17 protein-coding genes, 1 pseudogene and 1 other annotated feature are annotated in these 22021 nt (G+C 42.1%); of the genes and pseudogenes, 14 read left to right on the forward strand and 4 right to left on the reverse strand.

All coding sequences use genetic code 11. From position 1 onward, the window contains the following. Positions 1-458: pseudogene (locus H540_RS0116750) on the reverse strand (RNA-guided endonuclease InsQ/TnpB family protein); the annotation flags it as partial. A 605-nt stretch (positions 459-1063) separates the two neighbouring features. On the opposite strand from H540_RS0116750, the gene H540_RS0116755 reads away from it, so the two are divergent. Then, the gene (locus H540_RS0116755; RefSeq protein WP_028401635.1) at positions 1064-1273 is read left to right on the forward strand and encodes a hypothetical protein; all 210 of its coding nucleotides are present in this window, start codon (positions 1064-1066) and stop codon (positions 1271-1273) included. A gap of 168 nt (positions 1274-1441) precedes the next feature. Here H540_RS0116755 and H540_RS0116765 read toward each other — a convergent pair whose 3' ends face one another. Both H540_RS0116765 and H540_RS0116770 read right to left on the reverse strand, forming a co-directional pair. Next, entirely contained in the window at positions 1442-2716 is a 1275-nt protein-coding gene (locus tag H540_RS0116765; RefSeq protein ID WP_028401636.1) for an MFS transporter, read from the reverse strand. 281 nt (positions 2717-2997) lie between these two features. Then, positions 2998-4314: an alkaline phosphatase family protein gene (locus H540_RS0116770; RefSeq protein ID WP_028401637.1), complete on the reverse strand. Its 1317-nt coding sequence runs from the start codon at positions 4312-4314 to the stop codon at positions 2998-3000. Positions 4315-4505: 191 nt separating this feature from the next. Next, positions 4506-4724 (forward strand) — a binding site (T-box leader). A 44-nt stretch (positions 4725-4768) separates the two neighbouring features. On the opposite strand from H540_RS0116770, the gene proS reads away from it, so the two are divergent. From proS to H540_RS0116825, 11 genes are all read left to right on the forward strand, one after another. Further along, entirely contained in the window at positions 4769-6196 is a 1428-nt protein-coding gene (gene proS, locus H540_RS0116775; RefSeq protein WP_034671240.1) for a proline--tRNA ligase, read from the forward strand. Between the two features lie 479 nt (positions 6197-6675). Beyond that, a complete protein-coding gene (locus H540_RS0116780; protein ID WP_028401639.1) occupies positions 6676-7404 on the forward strand; it encodes a WXG100 family type VII secretion target in 729 nt (242 codons plus the stop codon). Positions 7405-8052: 648 nt separating this feature from the next. Then, on the forward strand, positions 8053-8871 hold the full coding sequence (locus H540_RS0116785) for a hypothetical protein (RefSeq protein ID WP_028401640.1): 819 nt from the start codon (positions 8053-8055) through the stop codon (positions 8869-8871). A gap of 65 nt (positions 8872-8936) precedes the next feature. Next, a complete protein-coding gene (locus tag H540_RS33305; protein WP_155891053.1) occupies positions 8937-9086 on the forward strand; it encodes a hypothetical protein in 150 nt (49 codons plus the stop codon). 146 nt (positions 9087-9232) lie between these two features. Continuing rightward, positions 9233-9997: a vWA domain-containing protein gene (locus H540_RS0116795; protein WP_028401641.1), complete on the forward strand. Its 765-nt coding sequence runs from the start codon at positions 9233-9235 to the stop codon at positions 9995-9997. A 10-nt stretch (positions 9998-10007) separates the two neighbouring features. Further along, the gene (locus H540_RS30015; protein ID WP_051317149.1) at positions 10008-10805 is read left to right on the forward strand and encodes a protein phosphatase 2C domain-containing protein; all 798 of its coding nucleotides are present in this window, start codon (positions 10008-10010) and stop codon (positions 10803-10805) included. A 2-nt stretch (positions 10806-10807) separates the two neighbouring features. Further along, positions 10808-11200, forward strand: coding sequence for a hypothetical protein (locus H540_RS0116805; RefSeq protein ID WP_028401642.1), 393 nt, complete (start codon positions 10808-10810; stop codon positions 11198-11200). An 11-nt stretch (positions 11201-11211) separates the two neighbouring features. After that, the gene (gene essC / locus H540_RS0116810) at positions 11212-15201 is read left to right on the forward strand and encodes a type VII secretion protein EssC (protein WP_028401643.1); all 3990 of its coding nucleotides are present in this window, start codon (positions 11212-11214) and stop codon (positions 15199-15201) included. Positions 15202-15282: 81 nt separating this feature from the next. Then, positions 15283-15552, forward strand: coding sequence for a WXG100 family type VII secretion target (locus H540_RS0116815; protein WP_028401644.1), 270 nt, complete (start codon positions 15283-15285; stop codon positions 15550-15552). A 96-nt stretch (positions 15553-15648) separates the two neighbouring features. Beyond that, complete coding sequence (locus H540_RS31460; RefSeq protein WP_051317150.1) at positions 15649-18279, forward strand: tetratricopeptide repeat protein; 2631 nt, start codon at positions 15649-15651, stop codon at positions 18277-18279. A gap of 16 nt (positions 18280-18295) precedes the next feature. Then, positions 18296-20500: a hypothetical protein gene (locus H540_RS0116825; RefSeq protein ID WP_028401645.1), complete on the forward strand. Its 2205-nt coding sequence runs from the start codon at positions 18296-18298 to the stop codon at positions 20498-20500. A gap of 81 nt (positions 20501-20581) precedes the next feature. Here H540_RS0116825 and H540_RS0116830 read toward each other — a convergent pair whose 3' ends face one another. Beyond that, entirely contained in the window at positions 20582-20806 is a 225-nt protein-coding gene (locus H540_RS0116830) for a DUF1128 domain-containing protein (RefSeq protein WP_028401646.1), read from the reverse strand. A gap of 161 nt (positions 20807-20967) precedes the next feature. On the opposite strand from H540_RS0116830, the gene H540_RS0116835 reads away from it, so the two are divergent. After that, the gene (locus tag H540_RS0116835; protein WP_028401647.1) at positions 20968-21432 is read left to right on the forward strand and encodes a low molecular weight protein-tyrosine-phosphatase; all 465 of its coding nucleotides are present in this window, start codon (positions 20968-20970) and stop codon (positions 21430-21432) included. A 30-nt stretch (positions 21433-21462) separates the two neighbouring features. After that, positions 21463-22021: DUF4075 domain-containing protein (locus H540_RS0116840; RefSeq protein ID WP_051317151.1), on the forward strand; the 559-nt coding region annotated here is incomplete at its 3' end.

Here is a 22021-nt window from a genome sequence, read left to right on the forward strand (position 1 = left end):
ATTTCTTTCAGCTTTCCTTCGGGTAAGGTCGCAGGATTTACAGATACGACAATGGGCTGTTCCCGTTTTCCGTTATGGATGCCCATTGACAAATGAATGGTACCATTCTCTTTAACGGAAAAGCCGTCTTTCTTCCATTTCGTATTGTAGTGTTTCTTTTGTTTGTAGGGATATTTGGCGGTTTTGATTCCTTTTAGAAGGGCGGCTCTTGTGGCATCTCTGGCGAACAAGTATTTTTCAAATACAGCTTGTATGCTTTGAGAATGTAGGTGGTAGTTTCCTTTCGTCAGTGCTTGGAGGGCAGACTTGTTGATCCATTTGCCGTTATGTTGCAGATAATAAGTCTTTGCGCGACGCAAACAATCATTCCATACTTTGGCGGACTCGCGATTACAGTCAAATAAGCGCTGCAGATTTGTCTTTGAGGTTTGGAAATAGACTCGTTTCGCTCGAATCATAGGTTCACCTCCTGTCTATTCCTCATTTTATCACGAACAAAACGTACGTTCTATTCATTTACAAAATTTTTACATATCGGACAATAGAGATGGAACGTGCCTATCTCTTGCCCGAAGGCGATTCATCCCCCACTTACCGTTACACTACACCATTCACACGCTTGAAGTGGGGGTATTCTCGCCTAATTTATGATAAATTTCAGAAAATATTGACTCATACCTTTTTATGTTGTATACATATATTATACAACGTGCGTACAAAACACAAAAAGTATACTCATATGCATATGCGGTGTTGTTTAATCGACATGCACCTAAACTCTCAAACATCTATTTTATTTTTAAAAAATTATGAATTTTATGTAGTTTTTTGTTGGATTATGTAGTTTCGTTATAAATTAAAGATAAGTATTTTGATTGTTCTAATTAGTTTTGGTGCAAAACAAAAAAATATAGCATGTGTTATTTGGGAGAAATAACATATGGCATGTCTGAGTGTTTTTTCATTCATACTATGTGTTCGAGAAATGAGGCAATCACTTTGCTCACTATTTTTGCGCCAGAATCAGAAATATACTTTAAGCATTCTATTTGGAGGCGGAGTTATGATTACCAAGTATACGATTGAATATGTATATAAAAAAGCTAAAAAGGGTTTAAGAGGCGAGGGGAAACAGGTTAAAGGAGAGTTACTCATTCTTGCAGAATCACGAGAGAATGCAATGCGCGCAGCAGAAATAAAATTACTATCCAAATTGCGTTCGAAACGCAGTTTTAGTATTACAGCATTACACAAAAGTAGTCTATTTGATTAAATATATGAAAGCATTGATACAATTAGCGGTATTGGAAGCATAGGTTTGCCGTGAATAAAGAGAAAAAAGACGAACAAGCTGCCGAGAAGAGGCAGAATTAAAAAGTGAATCGTATCCATGAATAAAAATAACAATAAGGAGAGGCAGTGAATGGGCCTCTCCTTATTGTTATACAGACATAGAATTGGAACTGGAGATATCTTCTGTTTTTGGCACGCGAATTAATAAAAATCCGCCGATGATAAATAAGACAACAATGCTTAATACACCGCTGTTCGTTTGACCGGTAGCCTGTGCAGTAACTCCGACAAGAAACGGTCCCATAATCGCAGCGAACTTTCCGAAGATGTTATAAAATCCGAAAAACTCATTGGAGGATTCTTTTGGAACAATTTTAGCGAAGTAAGCACGGCTCAAAGCTTGAATGCCTCCTTGCGACGATGCAACAAGCATAGCTAAAATCCAGAAATCGAGCGCTGTTTTCAAGAAGTAAGCATACGTGCAAATGATGATATACATAATAATGCCAACGTACAGCATCGTTTTGCCTTTAAAAATTTCAGCTAATTTACCGTACAACAAGGAAAATGGACAAGCTGCGACCTGCGTGGCAAATAAAATGAGCAATAAGTCCGTAGAGCTGATGCCTAAATCTGTTCCGTAAGCTGTAGACATCGTGATAATCGTATCTACACCATCAATGTAAAAGAAGTAGGCAAGCAAGAATAAAAATAAGGCCCGGTGCTTTTTAATATTGCGGAAGGTTTGAAAAAGACGCTTAAAGCTTTGCGCAACAGGCTTCGGTTCACGTTCCATATAATACTGCTGTTCTACATTCCTCAGCATCGGAATCGTAAAGAGTCCCCACCAAAGCGCAGTAATTGCAAAGGCCATTTGGCTTGCGACAGAAGCAGAAAAAGGCAGAATACCTTTTTGTGCCGTCATAATCAAAGCGATTGCCAAAACGAATGGAATGGTACTGCCGATATAGCCGAACGCAAACCCTCTTGCGGACGTACGGCTCATGCGGCTTTCTGTTGTCACATCCACTAGAAAGGCGTCGTAAAAGATGTTGGCTCCGGCAAACCCTGCGACTGTGAGCATATAACAAAAAAGCAAGAGAAGCCATTGATTGCTCGGAACTAATGCGAGGAGCGTCGTGAACACGATGCCGAGCGCAAAAAAGAAGGTGAAAAAACGCTTTTTGAAGCCTTTATAATCTGCAATTGTTCCTAAAATAGGTGCTAACAGCGAGATAAGCAGTGTTGCAAAGGAATTCGCATAGCCCCAATAAGCTGTCGATGCGGACGCCGCAATGCCGGCTTCTTTCGCCGCAGCTTTAAAGTATAGCGGAAACACAGCGGTAGTGATGATAATGGAATACGCCGAATTCGCCCAATCATAAAACACCCAGCTTTTCTCTTGCTTCGTCATGCCTTTCATCCAAATCCTCCTCGGTTCTTTCTATTGTCATTGTACAAGACCGTAAAGAATGGAAACAAAAAAGGTAGAAAACTTAACATATGTTTTACCCTTGCTATATATGAGTGAATGATAAATTTGACATTTTCATGTGCTATGTGCAACCAAAAGGGAGTATTGCATGCTTCTTCGCTCTGGTTTACCCTTGCATGAACCACTACAAAGGTTTGACCGCTTCTGCACGTCACCGGATGATCTCTCCCCACTATAAAAAGAAGGTTTTTTATTCACTTATATATAGTTCAATCATTTGTTAACAATTCTTCTATAATTTTGCCGTCCGTATCACCAAGGCTGAGCCCGAGCAGCCTTGCTATTGTCGGCCCTTCATCAATAAGGCGCATAAACGGGATGACGATATTTTGGCGAATTCCCTTACCGGCTGCCATGAAAATCGTTGTGTAATGCTCTTTTGTCGGAGAGTATCCATGTGTTGCCAGCGTATATTTCTTATTTGCTGTCACGTCTGCCGGCATGATCGTTTTCATATATGGCCCCGTCCAATCCTCCAGAAAATAGTATCCTTTCTCTGCTTCCAGCATGAACAAACAATTCCCGTCCGCCCCGTGTTTCTTGGCATCTTCTCCGTTTAATACAAATTCTACGCCGCTGTAAGAATCGTTCAATAAAGAGGTTAGAAGCTGAGAAACAGTTTGCTTCGTATCTGTATCATTCGAATTTTTCAAGTAAATATAAGCGGAGCCGTCGCAGCTTTTGCAGTAGGCCTTCCAGCTTTTCACTTTTCCATGCTTATTGACTTTGAGCAGCTCGTTTTGCCGAAGCAGCACGTTGACATGCAGCGCTTTTGCTTCGTTCAGCGCACTATGGTCACCGAGTGCAATTATTGTTGCATTTTCATATATTCCGCCTTTTTTTAGCGTGTTTATAATTTGCCCGAGTCTCTCATCGTGCCTGCGAATTGCATCCATAGCTTGCTTGGAGGAAAATCCGTGAAGGTGCCGCTGTGTATCTAAATCCGTAAAGTGAATAAGCAATACATTTGGCAGCTTCGTTTCAATGGTATGAACGGCTGAAGCTAATACAAAATCATCAAGCTCCGGCTGATTCAACCCGTTCCGGATATGGCCGAAGCGGCGGTTCATTTCCCACTGGTAGAGCGGACTGCCGCTTAACAGAGAAGTTAAAATCTGATTTTGCCAGGGGCGATTCGGGAAAATTTCCGGCATATTGTAATCAATTTTCGCCTTCGCAGTCACAGGCCAAAGCAATGCCGCTGTTATGAGGTTTGCTTTTTTTGCTTCGTCATATAAAGTCGTCCCCTGAACAGAACGACGGTACCAATGCCAATCTGGAGAATGCCGCCCGGGCTGCAGGAGTGTATTGCTTACAACCCCGTGCCGCGAAGGGTAGTTTCCAGTTACAATCGTTGCATGGCATGGGTACGTAACGGAAGGATAAATACTTTCCACATGTTTTGCATAAGCGCCGTTCTTCAGCAGAGAGCGAAAATTAGGCAGCGCCTGCAAAAGCGGGAAATCTAAAGAAGACAGGCAATCAAAAGAAATGATGATTACATATTTTGTTAATGCTTCGCCCATACAATACCCCCTACATCTTCTAGACAACTAAAATTGTAATACGAGATGAACAGGAGAAACACGAGTTTACAAAACTCTTACATAAACTTCATGTATAAATCGTAAAGGATTCGGGAAAAATTCTGGAAATATACAGTTTCCCTATTGAAGAAAAATCGCTTCTGTATTATCATAATCAACAATTCCATAACATTATGACGAAGAAAAGGAATAGTACATGTTCATCCCCTTTTTAGCAGAGAGAGAATCCGGCGGCTGAAAGATTCTCAAAAAGGCGACATGGAACCAGTCTTGGAGTTCTGCACCGAATTAGCAGTAGGCTGCAGCGGATTAAGACCGTTATCTGACTTGAGGGTATATATGATTATATAAATCAGGGTGGTACCGCCGACACAAGCTCGGTCCCTATATTAGGGATGCGGGCTTTTTTATTTTCATAAAGGAGGAATTTAGAATGAAAGACCAGGTAAAAGCAATTACTGCAATGGAAGAAGATTTTGCCCAGTGGTATACCGATATTGTTAAAAAAGCAGAGCTTGTCGATTATTCAAGCGTAAAGGGCTGCATGATTCTGCGCCCGTACGGCTATGCGATTTGGGAAAACATCCAGCGCATCATGGATGACAGCTTAAAGGCAAAGGGACATGAAAATGTATATATGCCAATGTTTATTCCGGAAAGCCTGTTGCAAAAGGAAAAGGATCACGTGGAGGGGTTTGCGCCGGAAGTGGCATGGGTTACGCATGGCGGAAGCGAAGAGCTGACAGAGCGCCTTTGTGTACGCCCGACCTCGGAAACTTTATTCTGTGAACACTTCGCGAAAATCGTACAATCATACAACGACTTGCCAAAGCTGTATAATCAATGGTGTTCGGTAGTGCGCTGGGAAAAAACAACGCGTCCGTTCCTTCGTACGACAGAGTTTCTATGGCAAGAAGGTCATACGGTTCATGCGACTGCAGAGGAATCAGAAGCAGAAACAATCGACATTTTAAATCTATATGCATCCTTCTGTGAGAACTATTTGGCCATACCTGTTGTAAAGGGACAAAAAACAGAAAAGGAAAAGTTTGCAGGGGCGAAAGCGACATATACAATTGAAAGCTTAATGCATGACGGCAAAGCGCTGCAGACCGCTACATCCCATAACTTCGGAACGAATTTCACACAAGCCTTCGATATTAAATATTTAGACAAAAATGGAAGATGGCAGCATGCGCATCAAACATCATGGGGTATGACAACTCGTACAATCGGCGCTTTAATTATGGTGCACGGTGATAACAACGGACTTATTCTTCCTCCAAAAATTGCACCAACGCAAGTGATGATCGTCCCAATTGCCCAGCATAAGGAAGGCGTACTGGAACAAGCGGCAAAGCTGCAGGAGCGCATCAGTAAAGTGTCGCGCGTGAAGATAGATGCAAGCAGCAAATCACCGGGCTGGAAGTTTAATGAATATGAAATGAAAGGTGTACCAATTCGCCTTGAAGTTGGACCAAAGGACATTGAGAACAACCAAGTTGTGCTTGTCCGCCGCGATACTAAACAGAAAGAAATCGTCTCTATGGATGCGCTAGAAGCCCGTATCACCGAGCTGCTGGAAGAGATTCATCAAGCGATGTTCGCGCGTGCCAAAGCATTGCGCGACGAAAAAACTTACGCTGTGCGTACAATGGAAGAAATGAAGCAAACAGCTGATAAGTTGCAAGGATTCATCCAAGCGATGTGGTGCGGCGATTTGGTTTGTGAAGAACGGTTAAAAGAAGAGGCAGGCGTTACTTCGCGCTGCATTCCATTTGAACAAGCCCATTTGACAGATACATGTGTGTGCTGTGAAAAGGAAGCGAAGCATATGGTATATTGGGGTAAGGCATATTAAATCAACAGCAGCTTCTTGTGTAAATGCAAGGAGCTGTTTCTATTAATGAAGTTATTTTTTGGAACGTCTGAAAATGTTATGAGAATATGAACGGAATTTCTTTACGTTGTTGGTAAAGCTGCTAAAATTATAACTATATACAAGTGAATAAAAAAATGTCTTTTGATAATGGGGAGAGATCATCCGGCGACGTGTAGAAGCGGTCAAACCTTTGTAGTGGTTCATGCCAGGGTAAACCAGAGAGAAGAAGCATACCATATTCCCTTTTGTTTGCACATAGCACATGGACATGTCGAATTTATCATTCACTCATATATAGAGCAAAATAAATATGCGTTGTCTACCCTTTTTGTATATATTGTATATAAATATATTGTGGAAGATATTTTTTGTAATGTATAATATAGGATATCATAGAACGTGAAACAGATATAGAGAAGGAAGCTAGAATATGATCTTACGATAGGGGAGAAATGAAATTGGGGCGCATATTAGTTTATCCGCACCGGCTTGAGCAGATGGGCCGCACATTGCGAGAGACAGCGAGAAACTTTCAGCAAATCACTGAAACTTTAACTCGCTCCATTCATAGTGCAGTATGGGAAAGTTCACAAAAAGCTCAGCTGGAACAAATTTTGTCCGAATGGCAGCGTATATCTCTTATGCTCGTGGAAGTGTTGGAAGAACAGGGGCGTTTTCTTCATAAGAAAGCATCGGATTTTCAGTATACTGATGATGAAGCGGCGCGCTCTCTTTCATTTGGAACGATAGCAGCGGGATTTGTGTCGGCGATTGCATACAGCAAGCTGCAAAACGTAAAGGGAATTAAGGTGAGCAACCCAACGATGTTTACGTTTTTTACTGGTGATGGAACCGGTTCTGATGAATGGAGACATGAATATCAGCCAAATGACACAAGTTATACGGTGCTCCCTATGGAAGACGGAAAAGATCATAATTCCAGTTCTTTAAGCGCAGCTGCTTTTCACGATGACCAAGTGACGGAACATGCGAAGGCAGGGGAAACTTCTGCCGTTGGAGATACTTATATGGGAGCGGCGTTCAGTTTATCGGGCACAGCCGGGCTCGGCACCTCTGTCGGGACAAGCTCGCTGTTTGATGGAATTGAGTTCGGAAGCGAACAAGGCTGGGAATATGAAGCGGAATTTGTGAAAGATCGATTGAAGCAATTCATGAAGATCGGCTGACTATATACAAGTGAATAAAAAAACCGTCTTTTTATAGTGGGGAGAGAGCATCCGGCGACGTGCAGAAACGGTCAAACCTTGTAGTGGTTCATGCCAGGGTAAACCAGAGAGAAGAAGCATACCATACTCCCTTTTGGTTGCACATCGCACATGGAAATGTCGAAATTATAATTCACTCATATATAATCTCCGTGCCATCGGTTAATAAACATACAAAATAAGAATGAAAATGTGAGTTTTTTGTGAAGAGAAGATACAGCAATAAGAAGCGTTTGCGGTCATATTCATTTACGGTATCCTAGAGAGATAACTTATATAGATATGCCCATAAATAAGTGATGCTTTGCTCTAAACAGAATCCCAAAAATGAGGTAAAATAGAAGAGAGACTGTCTAAGTCTCTCTTCTATTTTTAATTTGAGAAGATCGTTTCATTCATTGGGAAGCGGCTTTTTTGTAAAGTATAATAGTGAGTATGCGTTTGAAATATATGTGCCAAGCTGGCTTGAAATAATAAATGTTTAGCAGTCCTGTCCGAAAGCCTTCCTTAATAGAAGGGAAAACACGCTCGAAAGTAACGTTTTCCTGCGGAAGCGGGTTGGGATTGTTTTTAATGGATAAGAGGGGTTTATAAAAGGAGATTAGTGTAATGAGTATAAAAAAAGGGATAGAACTGACAAATGAAGAGTTCTTTTTTCTTGCTAGTCTGTTTAAATGTAATGCCCTAATTGGCGTGCCTGATCCTTTTATAGGATATTGGATAGAAGAAATCGAAACAGAAATGAAACGTGCCGCACAGTCTCTTGTTCGTAAAGGATATATTGTGTATCAGGATGATGATATAGATATAATGCCTGAATTATTAGAGTATATTAAAATCTGTACAAAAACGAATATGACATTGTGGCTGCAATCTGATTGGAACGGAAAACAAGAGGAAAGCTACTTCTATTTAAACGCCCGAAGGGTTATTGAAAGCCAAGTATCAGAAGAAGGAGATCATCTTTCTTATTTGCTTCAGGAAAGAGGCAATCCATCACAAACTTGGAACGAGGTAGTACAAGTGATGCTGCCTGAGGAAAAACCGATTGTATATGAAAGCGTTATTACACTGCCCATGGAAGTATTTACTGATTTACTGGAAAGCAAAGAGTATTACAGTTTGAAATATATAGAAAAGGTGCTGAAAGAAAAGCAAGTTCCTTCAGCTGTTGCCAAAATGCTCGCAAAGTCCATTAAGCATTATGCGTATTGCGGTCAATTTACATCTTTTTATCATGTAGAGGAAGAGTGGAGAATTAACAGCTTGCGCCTCTTATGTACGGAGCAGGCAAATTGGATTGCAAAACGTGTAGAAAGACAATTTCAAGAGTTTGTGGAGATTCGTTCGATTGGTCTTTCCGAATTTCTTCAAGAAATGAAGGATGTCATCCTTCGATCTAAGCAGTCTTCTTTACCCTTAATGTAAAACGGTACGGAGTCGTAAATTAAGAAATATAAGAAATTGAATAGCAGGGAGTTTAGCTGATTAGGGTGAAACAAACGGTATTGTCAATCGGAGCCTGTAGTCTTGCTGAAAAAGGGAACAAAAAGGCAGATGATTTACGGATGAAAACAAATGTTGGCGCCGACAATACCATTTATGATTATGCGGGCTACTTATATCCAAATACATCAACTTGAATTATTCTTATGTGTTCAGATATAGAAACATTACAGCAGTCCGTTTAAAGAGCAAGAAAATAAAATTAGAGAGTTAGAGAGGAGGACTGGTTGGTTTGAGATGGTTTTATATGTTTTTATACATTTCAAATTAACCAGGAAATTAGGTGGAGTATCGTATTCAAGCAACGCAGCAAACGCCTGCCTATATTATTTATCTGTTGGATGTGAGCGCTTCTATGAATCAGCTTATGGAAGCGGGAGGAGAACAAAAGCGAAGAATTGACGTTGTAACAGATGCGCTTGCATCAGCGATTCGTCAAATGGTATTTCGTTCTACAAAAGGAAGCAGACTTTCGCCGCGTTATCGTATTTCTATGCTCGCTTATAGTGATCATGTGTTTGATTTATTAGACGGAGTGAAGAGTATTGATGAAGTAGCGCGTATGAGGCCCCTAGACAGCATTCAAACGCACCGTCTTACGGACACTGCAAAAGCGTTCTCTGTTGTAGAAAAACTCTTGCAGCAGGAGTTGCCGAACTTGCAGGATTGTCCTGCGCCGCTCGTGTGTCATATGACAGACGGGGCATCTACAGGAGAAGACCCTGAGCCGATTGTCAAACGGATCATGGAGATGAGCGTACCAGATGGGAACGTTTTAGTAGAAAATATTTTTATTTCGGATGAAATTTTGGAGCAGCCTATTTTACAGTCAAAAAAATGGGCTGGAATTATGCAGGATACAGCTCTGCAAGAGGAGTATGGAAATAAGCTGAAAACGATGTCTTCCGTTATTCCTGAGAGCTACCGAGAGATGATGATGGAGACAGGATATGGTATACAAAAAGGAGCATTGATGATGCTCCCTGGTACAAGTGCAGACTTAGTATCATTAGGGTTCCAAATGTCTGCGGCAACGCCAGTTCGCTAAGGGGGATATCATGAGAATCGTCAGCCTGCAAGAAAAAGAAACGCCAATATGCAAAATAGAGAAGCAGCCTTTCGTGTGTCGTTATACGTATAGGAGAGCAAGAGAAACACAGCTCGAAAATGATATCGGACAAGATTATTTTTCTTTGTCTATAGAAGAGGACTCTATCATCTTTGCCGTATGTGACGGAGTCAGTCTGTCATTTTGCGGAGATGTAGCAGCGCGTTTTTTAGGGGATAGATTGCTGGATTGGCTGCAGGAATTGCCAGAGGAGAGAGAGCAAGAAAACATACAAAATTCACTTTCCTCTTATTTAAAGCATTTGACCGAGGAAGGAACACAGGTTGTAGACAGTCATCCTTTGCCTGCTTCTGTTGAAGGTTTATTGCGGGACGTATTGGAAGAAAAACGTCAGCACGGAAGCGAAGCTATGTATATGTGCGGGCGGATTGATGTACGAGGAGACGAAGTGCGCGTTGTACTTGCGTATCAAGGAGATTCTCGCATTCGTATGTTCGGATCAGAAGGGGAGCAGACGAATTTGCTTGGAGACACATTTCATACGGCAGAACGCTGGTCCTCTAAACAAGGCTGCGTCGGGGGCAGTCCAGCTGTTTTTGTACAGCAATGGAATGGTTCAGGGAAGATTAATAGAATCGTTGTGTATTCAGATGGCCTTGCTTTACTGGATAGATCTGCTTCTATGCCCTCAGAGGAAGAATTGGAGCATTTTATCCAACAAAGTCAGCAGGCGCCTACAAGCGATGATTTATGCTTACTGGATATTGCCATTGAGAAAGGGCGATAAAAATGGAATCCATTATCATTACATATATTTCCAAGCGAAACGGAGAAATGGATATAGAGCTGTTTAACGGCGCCAGCGCCGCACAAGTTGTGGAAGAGTTGTATGAACTGGATGGAATAGAATACCAATGGAAAAATGAAATGTATGATTTAGAATATGCTGTAGACGGAAAGAGCTGGAAAAAACTTGGAAGGAAGGAACGTCTTGCGGATGCAGGGATATGGGATGGCATGTATTTGCGCCTTCGTCCGGGTATTCAGCCGATTCCGAACCCTGCAGAGCAAAATCCTGTGGAACAAAAACCTTTCGCACCGTCAGCTCCGGTTCCGAGCGTTGTTCCTGAAGAACCGAAGCAGCCGGATAATAAAGAATATGTTTGGAAGCTGCTTGAATAGGGGGGAATAGAATGCATGAATCGCCTTATTTTCAGCGAGCGCCGCGAGTAAAGTCGAAGCTGCCATCCGGAAAAGTGGTCATTCACAGACCGCCCAATATGCCTGCACCGCCGCAGTTTTCGTTTGAATCCATGGTTGTGCCGCTGATTTTTACAGTCATTACGATTGTGCTATATTACTATATTTCGAAGAAAATGAGTCAAAACAGCAGCTATATGCTGTTCATGTTTGCTTCTAGTATTCCAATGGTCGGCTCGTACTTGGTTACCATTTTACTGTATTTTCGTCAAAAGAAAAATTATTGCTTACAAACAGAGGTGCTGCAGCAAAAGTACTTGGAACAGCTGCATCTTCATAGAGAAGAGCTTGAAGAAATAAGAGTGAAGCAAGCGCGCTATTTATTGGAGCGAGACCCAAGTCCGGCGGAATGCATGGAGCGTATTGGTGCACGGCACAGTTCGTTATGGGAAAGAACACCGCAAGGACAAGATTTTCTCAATTTGCGCCTTGGGCTTGGAAAACGCCCGTTTCAAGTTGATATTACGGCGCCGGAGCAGGAAGGCTATGAGGTTGATCCTCTTATTGCAGAAGCGCAGCAAATCCAACAGAATTACCGTGAAATTGAAAACGTGCCGACACTATTGTCTCTTACAAAAAACAGAGTAGTTGGTCTTGTCGGCAACCGGCAGGAGGTTCTGAATCTAGTTCGTACATTAACGCTGCAAATTGTAACGCATCATGCGCCTAACGAAGTCAAGCTCGTTTCCCTGTACGCCGAACGGGAAAAGAAAGAGTGGGAGTGGATGCGATGGCTGCCGCACGTGTGGAATGAGCATAAGGATTCTCGTTTCCTTGCATGCGGTTCTCTCATGATCAGCAAGCTCTTGGAGCAACTGTTTCCGGTATTGAATACGAGAAAAATTGCCTCGTCTGATTCATATGATGCTCCCAATCATTTGCCGTTGTATATTTTTTTCGTATCTAACTTAAAGTTTATTGAAGAGGATGCGATTATGCCGCTTCTTTTAAAAGATGAGCGCGCGGTAGGAGCGTGCACGTTCTTGCTTGCGGAGCGAAAAGAAGAGCTTCCGATGGAATGTGATTGGGTTGTAGAGGTACATAAAGGAAGAGGACGCATTATTGAGACGTACTCGTCTGAAGAAAAAGGCTTCGACCATCGAGCAGCCGAATTTAAAGTGGATATCGCGGCTTTAGAAAACTGCGAGCGCATAGCGCGCAGCATGGCGCCGCTGCGCGTGCGTCAATCTGCTGCCGGATCCATTCCGCGTGTATGTACATTGCTGGACTTGTATAACGTAACTCGAATAGAAGAACTGGATATTCAAAACCGCTGGAAGCAAAACCGTTACCCGCAAACTCTTCCAGTGCCCATTGGGGTGCGGGAGGGCGGCAAACCGGTTATTTTAAATATACATGACAAAATTGAACGAAAAGGTCACGGACCGCATGGATTGATGGCTGGAACGACCGGTTCCGGTAAGAGTGAAGTCATCCAGTCCATTATCGCGTCTCTTGCCATTACGTACCATCCGCATGAAATGGCATTTATGCTCATCGACTATAAGGGCGGCGGTATGTCAAATACATTTGCTGACTTGCCGCACGTAATCGGCACCATCACAAACCTTGAAGATCCGAATATTATCCAGCGTGCACAAATTTCTTTAAATGCAGAGCTGGAGCGCCGCCAAAAGATTTTTGTGAAGACAGGCGTACAGCACATTGATGAGTACTATAAAACGGAATGGCGTGAAAAAGAACCGCTGCCGCATTTGGTTATCGTCATTGATGAGTTTGCTCAGCTGAAAAAGGAAGAACCGGAATTTATGAATGAGCTCGTGAGTATCGCCGCTATCGGACGTACGCTTGGCGTCCATTTGCTTTTAGCGACACAAAAGCCGGCAGGTGTTGTAGATGAGAACATCTGGACAAACTCTCGCTTCCGTATTTGCCTTCGCGTGCAGGATGATGCAGACAGCCGTGAAATGATTGATATGACGGATGCATCAAAAATTACTGTTCCGGGCCGCGGTTATTTAATGGTCGGGAAAAAAGAGATATTAGAATTTTTCCAATCCGCTTGGAGCGGTGCACCTTATGATCCGGTGGAAGAAAGTAACAAAGAAGAGGTTGATCTTGCTCTTGTGCATTTGAACGGCACACGCGAAATGAAAAAACGGGTTAAAAAGGCTTCCGAGAAGAAACAAAAGCAGCTTCAAGTATTAATTCAACACATAAAAGAAGTGACAGAGCAAGAAGGCATTCAGCCCATCCCAGGACCATGGACAGAGCCGCTGCCGCGGCAGCTTCCGCTTGAAACGTTGTATCCGAAATGGACAGAAGCGGAATGGAAAAAAGAGAAGAAGTGGCTGACTCCTGATGTTGGCCTTGTTGACGATGTGGAAAACCAGGCGCAATATACACTGCCGCTTAATCTGTCACAGGGGCATTTGCTTGTGTATGGCATGCCCGGCAAAGGAAAAACAACATTCTTGCAAACGCTCATTACGTCACTCATTTTGACGCATTCTCCAGAAGAAGTGAATATGTACGCGGTAGATTTCAGCCGGCAGTTGCGTGAATACGGCGCTTTCCCGCATGTCGGAGGCATTGTGCAAGAAGATGAAAAGGAAAAAATGGCGCGCCTATTCCGTTTCCTTTTAAAAGAAGTAAATAAACGCAAAGACCAGTTCGCAGCAGAAGGCGCTACATCTTTAGAAAGCTACGTTCGTATTACGGGTGAGAAAATCCCTGCTATTTTCGTATGCATTGATGGCTATTTGCAATTCCGTAATTCATTTGAAGCAGAAAATGAACTATTGAGTCAGCTGCTGCGCGAAGGAGCAGCATATGGTGTGTATTTTATCATTACCGTCAACCAAGGGTCAGATATGTATGATCGCTATCGAAATCTGATTCCATTGGCTGTATCGTTTGAACTGGCAGATCCTTCTGAGTATTATTACGCAGTGGGACGCCTGGCTTTTGCAGGAACGAATTTACCGCAAGGCCGCGGCTTCATAAAAGGAAGCATACCTCCTTATATCTTCCAAGCGCTTCTTCCGTATATGGGTGAAGAGACCCTGCATTTAAAAGAACTACGTAGCCTGGCAAATCGAATGAAGAGCGTATGGACAGGAAAAGAAGCAAGGCCGATCCCGATGATGCCTGCGGAATTTACGCTCGCGGACATTGAAAATCAGCCTGGACAAATTACAGTCGGCTTAGAGGCTGAGGATTTAGAAGTTCATTCCTTCTTGTTGGAAGATTCAGGAAACATACTTGTCGGGGCAAGAGTCGAAGGCGGTAAAACATCTACACTCCAAACGATGGTATTATCTCTAACAAAAGATCGTTCACCGGAAGAGCTGCAAGTGTATCTTGTAGATCCGAATCCAAAGCCGCGCGGTCTTTATGCATTATCAAACTTGCCGCACATACAGGGATTTGCCGGAGACGAGACGGAAATGACAGCTGTGTTTCAGGAAATTGCAGCGCGTATGGATGAGAGAGAAACATCCAGTTCTTTATTGGAAGAACATGAGCCAGCAAAGAAAGATCCTGTAATCGTTATTGTCATTGACGACGGCGATACATTTGCACAGCAAATCTCTTACTCTTATGATGTAAAAGACTATGTAGAGCGAATTGCTAGACAGGGTCGGGATAAAGGAATCTATTTCATTATGGCAGGAACACTATCAAACTTATCCAATCATGGTCACGAAGGATGGTTCAGCGAATTTAAGAAAAAGTATGTAGGATACTTGCTTGGTTCTACTTACAGCAATGATGTATACTTCTATAATATTCGGATTCCTCACCAGGAAACAGATCAAGAACTGCCGCCTGGAGAAGGGTATTTCATTAAAAGGAAGCATATGAAAGTAAAAACAGCTTTACCAGCTGCTTCCCCTGCAGAATTAGCGAAATGTGTCGAGCAGATTCTAAAAAAATGGGAATCTGTAAAAAGTATGTAAAATTCATTCTAATATTTTACAAAAAATATTCACGTCATGTATAATTTTGTCTGTAATAAATTTTCTTTAGGGGGAAAAACAATGGCTCGTATTCTCATTACTCCAGACCAACTGGAATCTATTGCACGTCAATTCCGTGACGGTATTAACCAAGCGCAAGGAATTAACTCAAAGCTGCAAGGTCAAATTCATAACCTTTACGGCGAGTGGGACGGCAACACAAAAAATAAATTCCAAATTCAATTCGGCGAAGCAGAAAAGCTGATGAAGGGCTACACAGACATTCTTCAAAGCATTGAAACTGAATTGAAAAACATTGCTACTAAATTCCGCCAAGCAGACCAAGGCTAACCCTTTGTGTTACATATTGGATAAGAACAAACCGGATGACCAGGATATTGCTTGGTCATCCGGTTTGTTTCACAATGAAGGGTAAGGAGTATTTTCATGAGTTTTCAACCACAAGTGGATGATCAAATTACGTTATTTGATCGAACATATAAAACTGCAAAACATCCTGCCGTTATTGGAATTGACATTCCATACGGGCAAGAGGGACGTCAGGGTATTGTGTATCAATTATATTCAGATTCTGTCCCAAAAGCGGCGCTTAAGATCTTTCGGAGCCGTTTTCGTGAAGTAGAGTCTTCTAAAACATCAAGCCATTATGAAGAATATAAAAATTTTCCGGGATTAAAAGTCTGCGAGAGGCTCATTCTTACAAAAACAAATCATAGAGAACTTATTTCTCGATATGAGGACTTATCACAGGCTGTTTTAATGCCTTGGATTGATGGTCCGACGTGGGCGGATATTCTTTTGGAGCACCAAGTTCTTACAAAAGAACAGTGTTTGTCTTTGGCAGGATCGCTAGGTTACTTGCTTCTTAAATTAGAAGAACAAGAACTGGCGCACTGCGATTTATCGGCAAGCAATCTCATTCTTCCTTATTTGGAAGATCAAGCCTCCTCTTATCCAATTGAACTAGTCGACATTGAACAAATGTATAGCTCGAATGCGGAACAGCCAGCGGCTCTTCCCGGCGGAACAAAAGGATATGCGCCTGCGTATTTAAAAGAAGGAATTTGGACGCCGTACGGAGACCGTTTCTCCGGAGCCGTTTTGCTTGCTGAACTGCTCGGCTGGGTTGATGAATCTGTACGTATTGCAAAAGCAAACGATATGAGCTACTTTGATGAAATCGATATACAAGAAGACAGCGAACGTTATCGTACATTGTTAGGAGCTTTGGAAGAGAACTGGGGAAACGAGCTTGCAGACTTGCTTCAAAGAGCATGGAACAGCAATTCTTTAGAAGAGTGTCCAAGCTTCCGCGAATGGTGGGAAGCTCTGCCGGAAGCCGCACAGCAAGAAAGCAAGCAGAGATATGAAGAATGCGCAGCGCAATCTCAAGCTCAGCTTCCTGAAGAGCAAACTGCTCTTTCAGCGGAAGAACGCATGAAAGCGGCAGATCTGTTAGAGCAAGCAGGAAATGTAGAGGCTGCTCTGCGGGAGTATCAATATATGCATGCACAACCTCGGTTTGCTGCGCTCCATCAAGACATAAAAGGAATTATAGGAAATTTAGAAGCGCGTATCGGACAAGTAAACTCCTCTTTTCAGCTGCAAGATTATACAGAAGCAGCTGTAGTGTATGAGCAAACCGATGAATTTGAGAAAGCGGTCTTTCTTTATGAGTACGCTCAAAAGCTATACGCAGCAGACGCCGCCGCTGTACAAGAGCTTGCTATTATTACAGGGCAAGTAAAAGAAATGCAGCGTCAAAAGGAAAAGACATCTAAAATTCAAGCTTTTGAAACTGCGAAGCAAAAGGCAGAAAAGCCCCGTTATATTCAGCGTGCAGAGCGTCCGAGTCCGTTTGCGAGAAAAGAAGAGCAGAAGCCGAAGCCGTACAAAAAATGGCTGATTGGAATGGGCATAGGTATAGGTGCGGTTGCTGTTTTATATTTTAGTTATTACGGGATTATGGAGTATCGGTATAAGTCCAATATCGCTGAGGGAGACTCAGCATACAAACAAAAGGATTATATTAAAGCAGAAGGGAAATTTGAAAAAGCTGCGGGTATAAAAGAAACGGAAGAAGCTTATATCAAACTTGCTACTACGTATGTTATGCGGGAGCAATATCAAAAAACAATTGAATATCTTACTGATTTGACAGCTAAGGGAAAAATCAGCAAGAAAAGCTCTCTTGCATCATATTTTATAGGCCGGGCTTGGTTCAGTTTAAAAAATTATGAGCAAGCGTTAGTTTCCTATAAGAAGGCTTTGGACTCCAAGGATGGAAAATTGGGCGAATATCAAAATCTGGCATTGCGTGATTTAGCTGTGAGCTATGGACAGATGGGACAATCACAAAAAGCACGGGATGTTTTAAATATGATCAACCAAACAGATAATGCTTCCGTTGCCTTTGTGAACGCTATTGATGGAGACTTGGCTTCTATTGATAAAAACTATGGACAAGCTATTGAAAAATATAAGATAGCTTCTGAAAAAGATCCAGATACAACGCGCTATAAACAACTTCTTGGACGTGCGTATATATGGGCAAACCGAACAGAAACGGATGCCGGAAAGAAGGAAGCGCAGTATACAGACGCAATTAATATTCTCGCAAGTATACGAAGCACCGACCCTAACAATGCAGTTGTCTTAGGAGATTTGGCAAGTGCTTATTCGGAGGCTGGCGGTTTTTATGAGGTGCAAAACAAAAAAGATAAAAGTGACGGTATGTATAATGAAGCCATCAAGCTGTATGAGAAAATTCGGCAGACTGGATACAGCAATGACAATTTAGAATTAAATTTGGCAGTGCTGAATGGGAAAATAGATAAAATAGAAGAAGCAAAGAGCGGCTTTAAAAAAGTATTAGATGCTAAACCGAATGATGGCCATGCTCAGTTGCTATACGGAACATTTCTAATCGATCAAAAACAATACGAGGAAGCTCATGAAGCACTGATGAAAGCAGAGCAGAACGATACGGATCCAGCTGAAAGAGAGCTTGCAAAAGACAAAAAGCAAGAGTTAGAGGTTAAAAATCTCGTGAAATAAACTAGGGGGAAGACAGATGAATCAAAGGTTTAAAGTCACGACAGTCGTACTTTCCAGCGTGGTGCTCGCTACAGGCTGTACACTGTTTGGCGGGGAGAAGAAAATTGAGAAAAAGGAAAATGTACAAGTAACAGAAGACAAGAAGGCAGATGCAAAGAAGCCCTCTGAAAATAAAGAGCAATTAAGCTTGGATGAAAACTATGAAAAAGAAAATTCTCTTGGCGCTTTGCTTGTATCCGGCACGAAGAAATCGAAAACTTCTGAGAAATCAGGAAGTGTGCTCGACGATATTTCCAATTTGTCGCAATATGTAATTGCAGCGGCAGTACAGCCTATTCAAACAATAGCCGGGGATATTTTGAATGTTGTCATTCCGGCGGATCAGCCGACTATAATACCTGGACAGGGGGGGACTACAGTAGTCATCCCTGTTATACCAAGCCCTGAACCAAGCCCTGAACCAAGCCCTGAACCAAGCCCTGAACCAAAACCAGAGCCAAAACCAGAACCAAAACCAGGACCAAAACCAGACGAACTGAAAACCATGAATCTGACTATCTTTATTCCAAATGACACAGCATTATGGGGCGATCATCAAGACTATAATCTTTTATTAAAAGAACATTTAAGCGGCGGAATGGATCAAAATAAACTGTCAATTGTATATGGGCAAGCGTTGAAAAGACTGCAAAATAATAATTTGTTCTTTAATAATCCATCTGCAAATCTGCTGGACGTACAAAATAAATATCAGCTTCTTGCTTTAGGACAAGGATCAGATATGCCGTACTTCGGCTTGGATTTAGCGCAGCTGGCAGCAAGCAATTATCAGCAAAACATGGCTCGACAAACGCTTTATTATCTAAATGGCCCTGGAAATAACGCGATTTCAGAGGGATCAAATGATATTCTTAAAGGAGTAACGGAAGATTTACTAGCTGTAGCAAGACAGTCACAAGATTCGCACGTAGCGTTGGCGTTATATCAGCTTGTAGCAAATACGAATGTAAATCAGCCAGAGATTCAAAAGACAGCATTGCAGGAAATGGAGAGCTTAATTGTGAAACAAATTCCGGCTGCTGCTGTTCCGCCAACTGAGGGTACTGAGGAATTATTGAAGTTAGACGCAACTGCTCTTTATGAACATGCGCTTCAGCTGCTTGGAGAAAAAAATCCATACGATGCATTATTCTATGCACAGCAAGCATATAATCGCGCGGATGCTGCAAATAAAGCACAAATTAAATCTGTTGTTGAGGATATCGCAAAAGAATTATTACAACAAGTACAAGACAACATGGAGATAGCTTTAAATGATGCGAAAGAAGGCAAGGGCTTAAAGGTAGATGACGCAATACAATTTATGCTGGAACGTATCAGCATCAGCAATGCGGCTCTCCCGGAAACACAGCTTGAAGCCAGAGAATGGAAAGCCTTCATTTCTCATTGGGATGAGTTTGTAGAAAATAAAGATGATACGCAAATCCTTTATCATGTGCAGCAAGCAAGCCAGTTTGCGAAGAAAATCAATCGTGCAGATATTGCAGAACTGCTACAAAGTTCTAAAAAATTCCAAGATGCAGCAGATGCAGTTGACAAGAAAGCCAGTGAGGCATTATCTGCATCATCAAAAGATTTTCATGCAGCCCAAGAATATTACAATCTTCTTCTTACAACAGAAGGGGTAAAACTGGAATATAAGCAACGCGCAGCGTTTGTGAAGTACGGTTACCTTGATCAGCTATTGATCGGGAATCAATACTTGCAACAGCAAAAGCCTTATGAAGCATTGTCAGTATTTAATGCAATTCAAGACAAGGAACAATTACCTGAGAACGTACGGGGTGACATAACGGCTGTTGCAGATGCTATGTATAATGAAGCCGAAGGTCTGTATAAAAACGGTGATGGTACAAAAGATGATATAGCAATAGCTTACAAATATTATAAGGCAGTTGCAGCATCTATCAGCAGTAAGAGCAGCGATGCTCAAGACAGAATGAAAAGCATCGAAAAAGTTTATGATGTAAAAATAGAAGAACCAAAAACATCTGATACGCCGCCAGCATCTGCTTCCAATCCGGCTCCAGAGCCGCCTGTACAAGCGGCACCGGAAGCAAAGCAAGCTGTAAAAGAAGAACCGAAGCAAGCACCAGCAACAGAAGCTGCACCAGCAGAAGAGAAAGCTGACACAACAGCTAAGGGACCAAGTGCCAACTAATATACAATACAGGTTATGCAGACATGCGAAAAGACACAACAGCCTTCAAAGCGTTGTGTCTTTTTTGTTATTTTTCCTTTTTTATTTTTTGATAAGTGTGCCGAGCTCTTCTGTAATAGCCTGCATCTCGCTGATGCTGAATGTTTCGCGTTTCATAACGTGATCGTAAATATCACGCAAGTCTTCATACATTTCTTCTTTGAAGTTTTCAGCACGCACAGCGCCGGCATTTACCATACGCAGCTTTTCTTTAATAGCTTCTACCATATGCTCGATATTTTCTCTTGATTTAACGGACAAATCCAATGAAATCACTCCTTACAAATATGACATACCCTTATCTTATCATCTTTTGCATAACATTCGTTAAGGAATTATTGCAGGGGTACCCAGTCGATTTCCTTTATAACTCGTACGGGATTGACTATACTAAATGTAACGATGCATTACGAAAGGAAGAAAGCAGAATGATACATGTATTGTTCGTTTGTCTCGGAAACATTTGCCGGTCTCCGATGGCAGAGGCGATTTTTCGGGACCTCGTGAGAAAAGAAGGTCTGGAAAACGAAATCACAGCTGATTCAGCCGGAACCGGCGATTGGCATATTGGACAGGCTCCTCATTCTGGGACACAAAAAATTTTAACAGAAAATGCAATTGGTTATGAAGGAATTCAAGCTCGCCGAGTAGAAAAAGAAGATTTAATAAAGTTCGATTACATTATCGCAATGGACAACAAGAATCTGCAGGATTTGAAGCGCTTAGGTCATGTGCACGGCTATATAGGACGCTTGTCCGATTTTGTTCCGAACGGAGACTGGACGGATGTTCCTGACCCTTATTTTACTGGAAACTTCAATGAAGTATACGACCTTGTAACAGATGGATGCAACCGGCTATTGGCACGTATTCGAAACGAGCGAGGTATTTAAATTCCATATAAACTGAAAGGGTGGAGGAAAATGGAAAAAATTGAAAAGAAAAACAACATCGTACGTAATATTGCAATTGGGGTAGCTGTCGGTGCAGCTGTAACAATGATAAAGAAGAGCAACCGTGATAAAGTAGCTTATAACGTTCGCAAAGCGAAAACAAAAATGATTGAAATCGGCGAAAAAGCTCCATTGAAGAGTCGCGTGATGGAAGGTGTACAGGCAGTCGGCACAAAGGGCCGCGAATTGGCGGACTTAACTGCAATGAAGCAAAGAGTAGGTGAATTGACGGACTTAACTGCAATGAAGCAAAGAGTAGGTGAATTGACGGACTTAACTGCAATGAAGCAAAGAGTAGGTGAATTGACGGACTTGACTGCAATGAAGCAAAAAGTAGGTGAATTTAAGAAATTAACACCTGCAGTCGTGGAAACGTTAAAAGAAACTCGCGATATTTTCAATAAGAAAAAGCAGGAGCTAAAGAAACAGAACGAATTGCAGACAGAAGAGACGCAAGAGCTGCAAGCAGCAGCGCCTGGCACGGAAGAATTGAAGCATGAAGCAGAGGCGATTGTGGCAGAAGATGGCG

Origin of the sequence: Ectobacillus panaciterrae DSM 19096, assembly GCF_000430785.1 — a bacterium.
Taxonomy (GTDB): Bacteria; Bacillota; Bacilli; order Bacillales; family Bacillaceae_G; genus Ectobacillus; species Ectobacillus panaciterrae.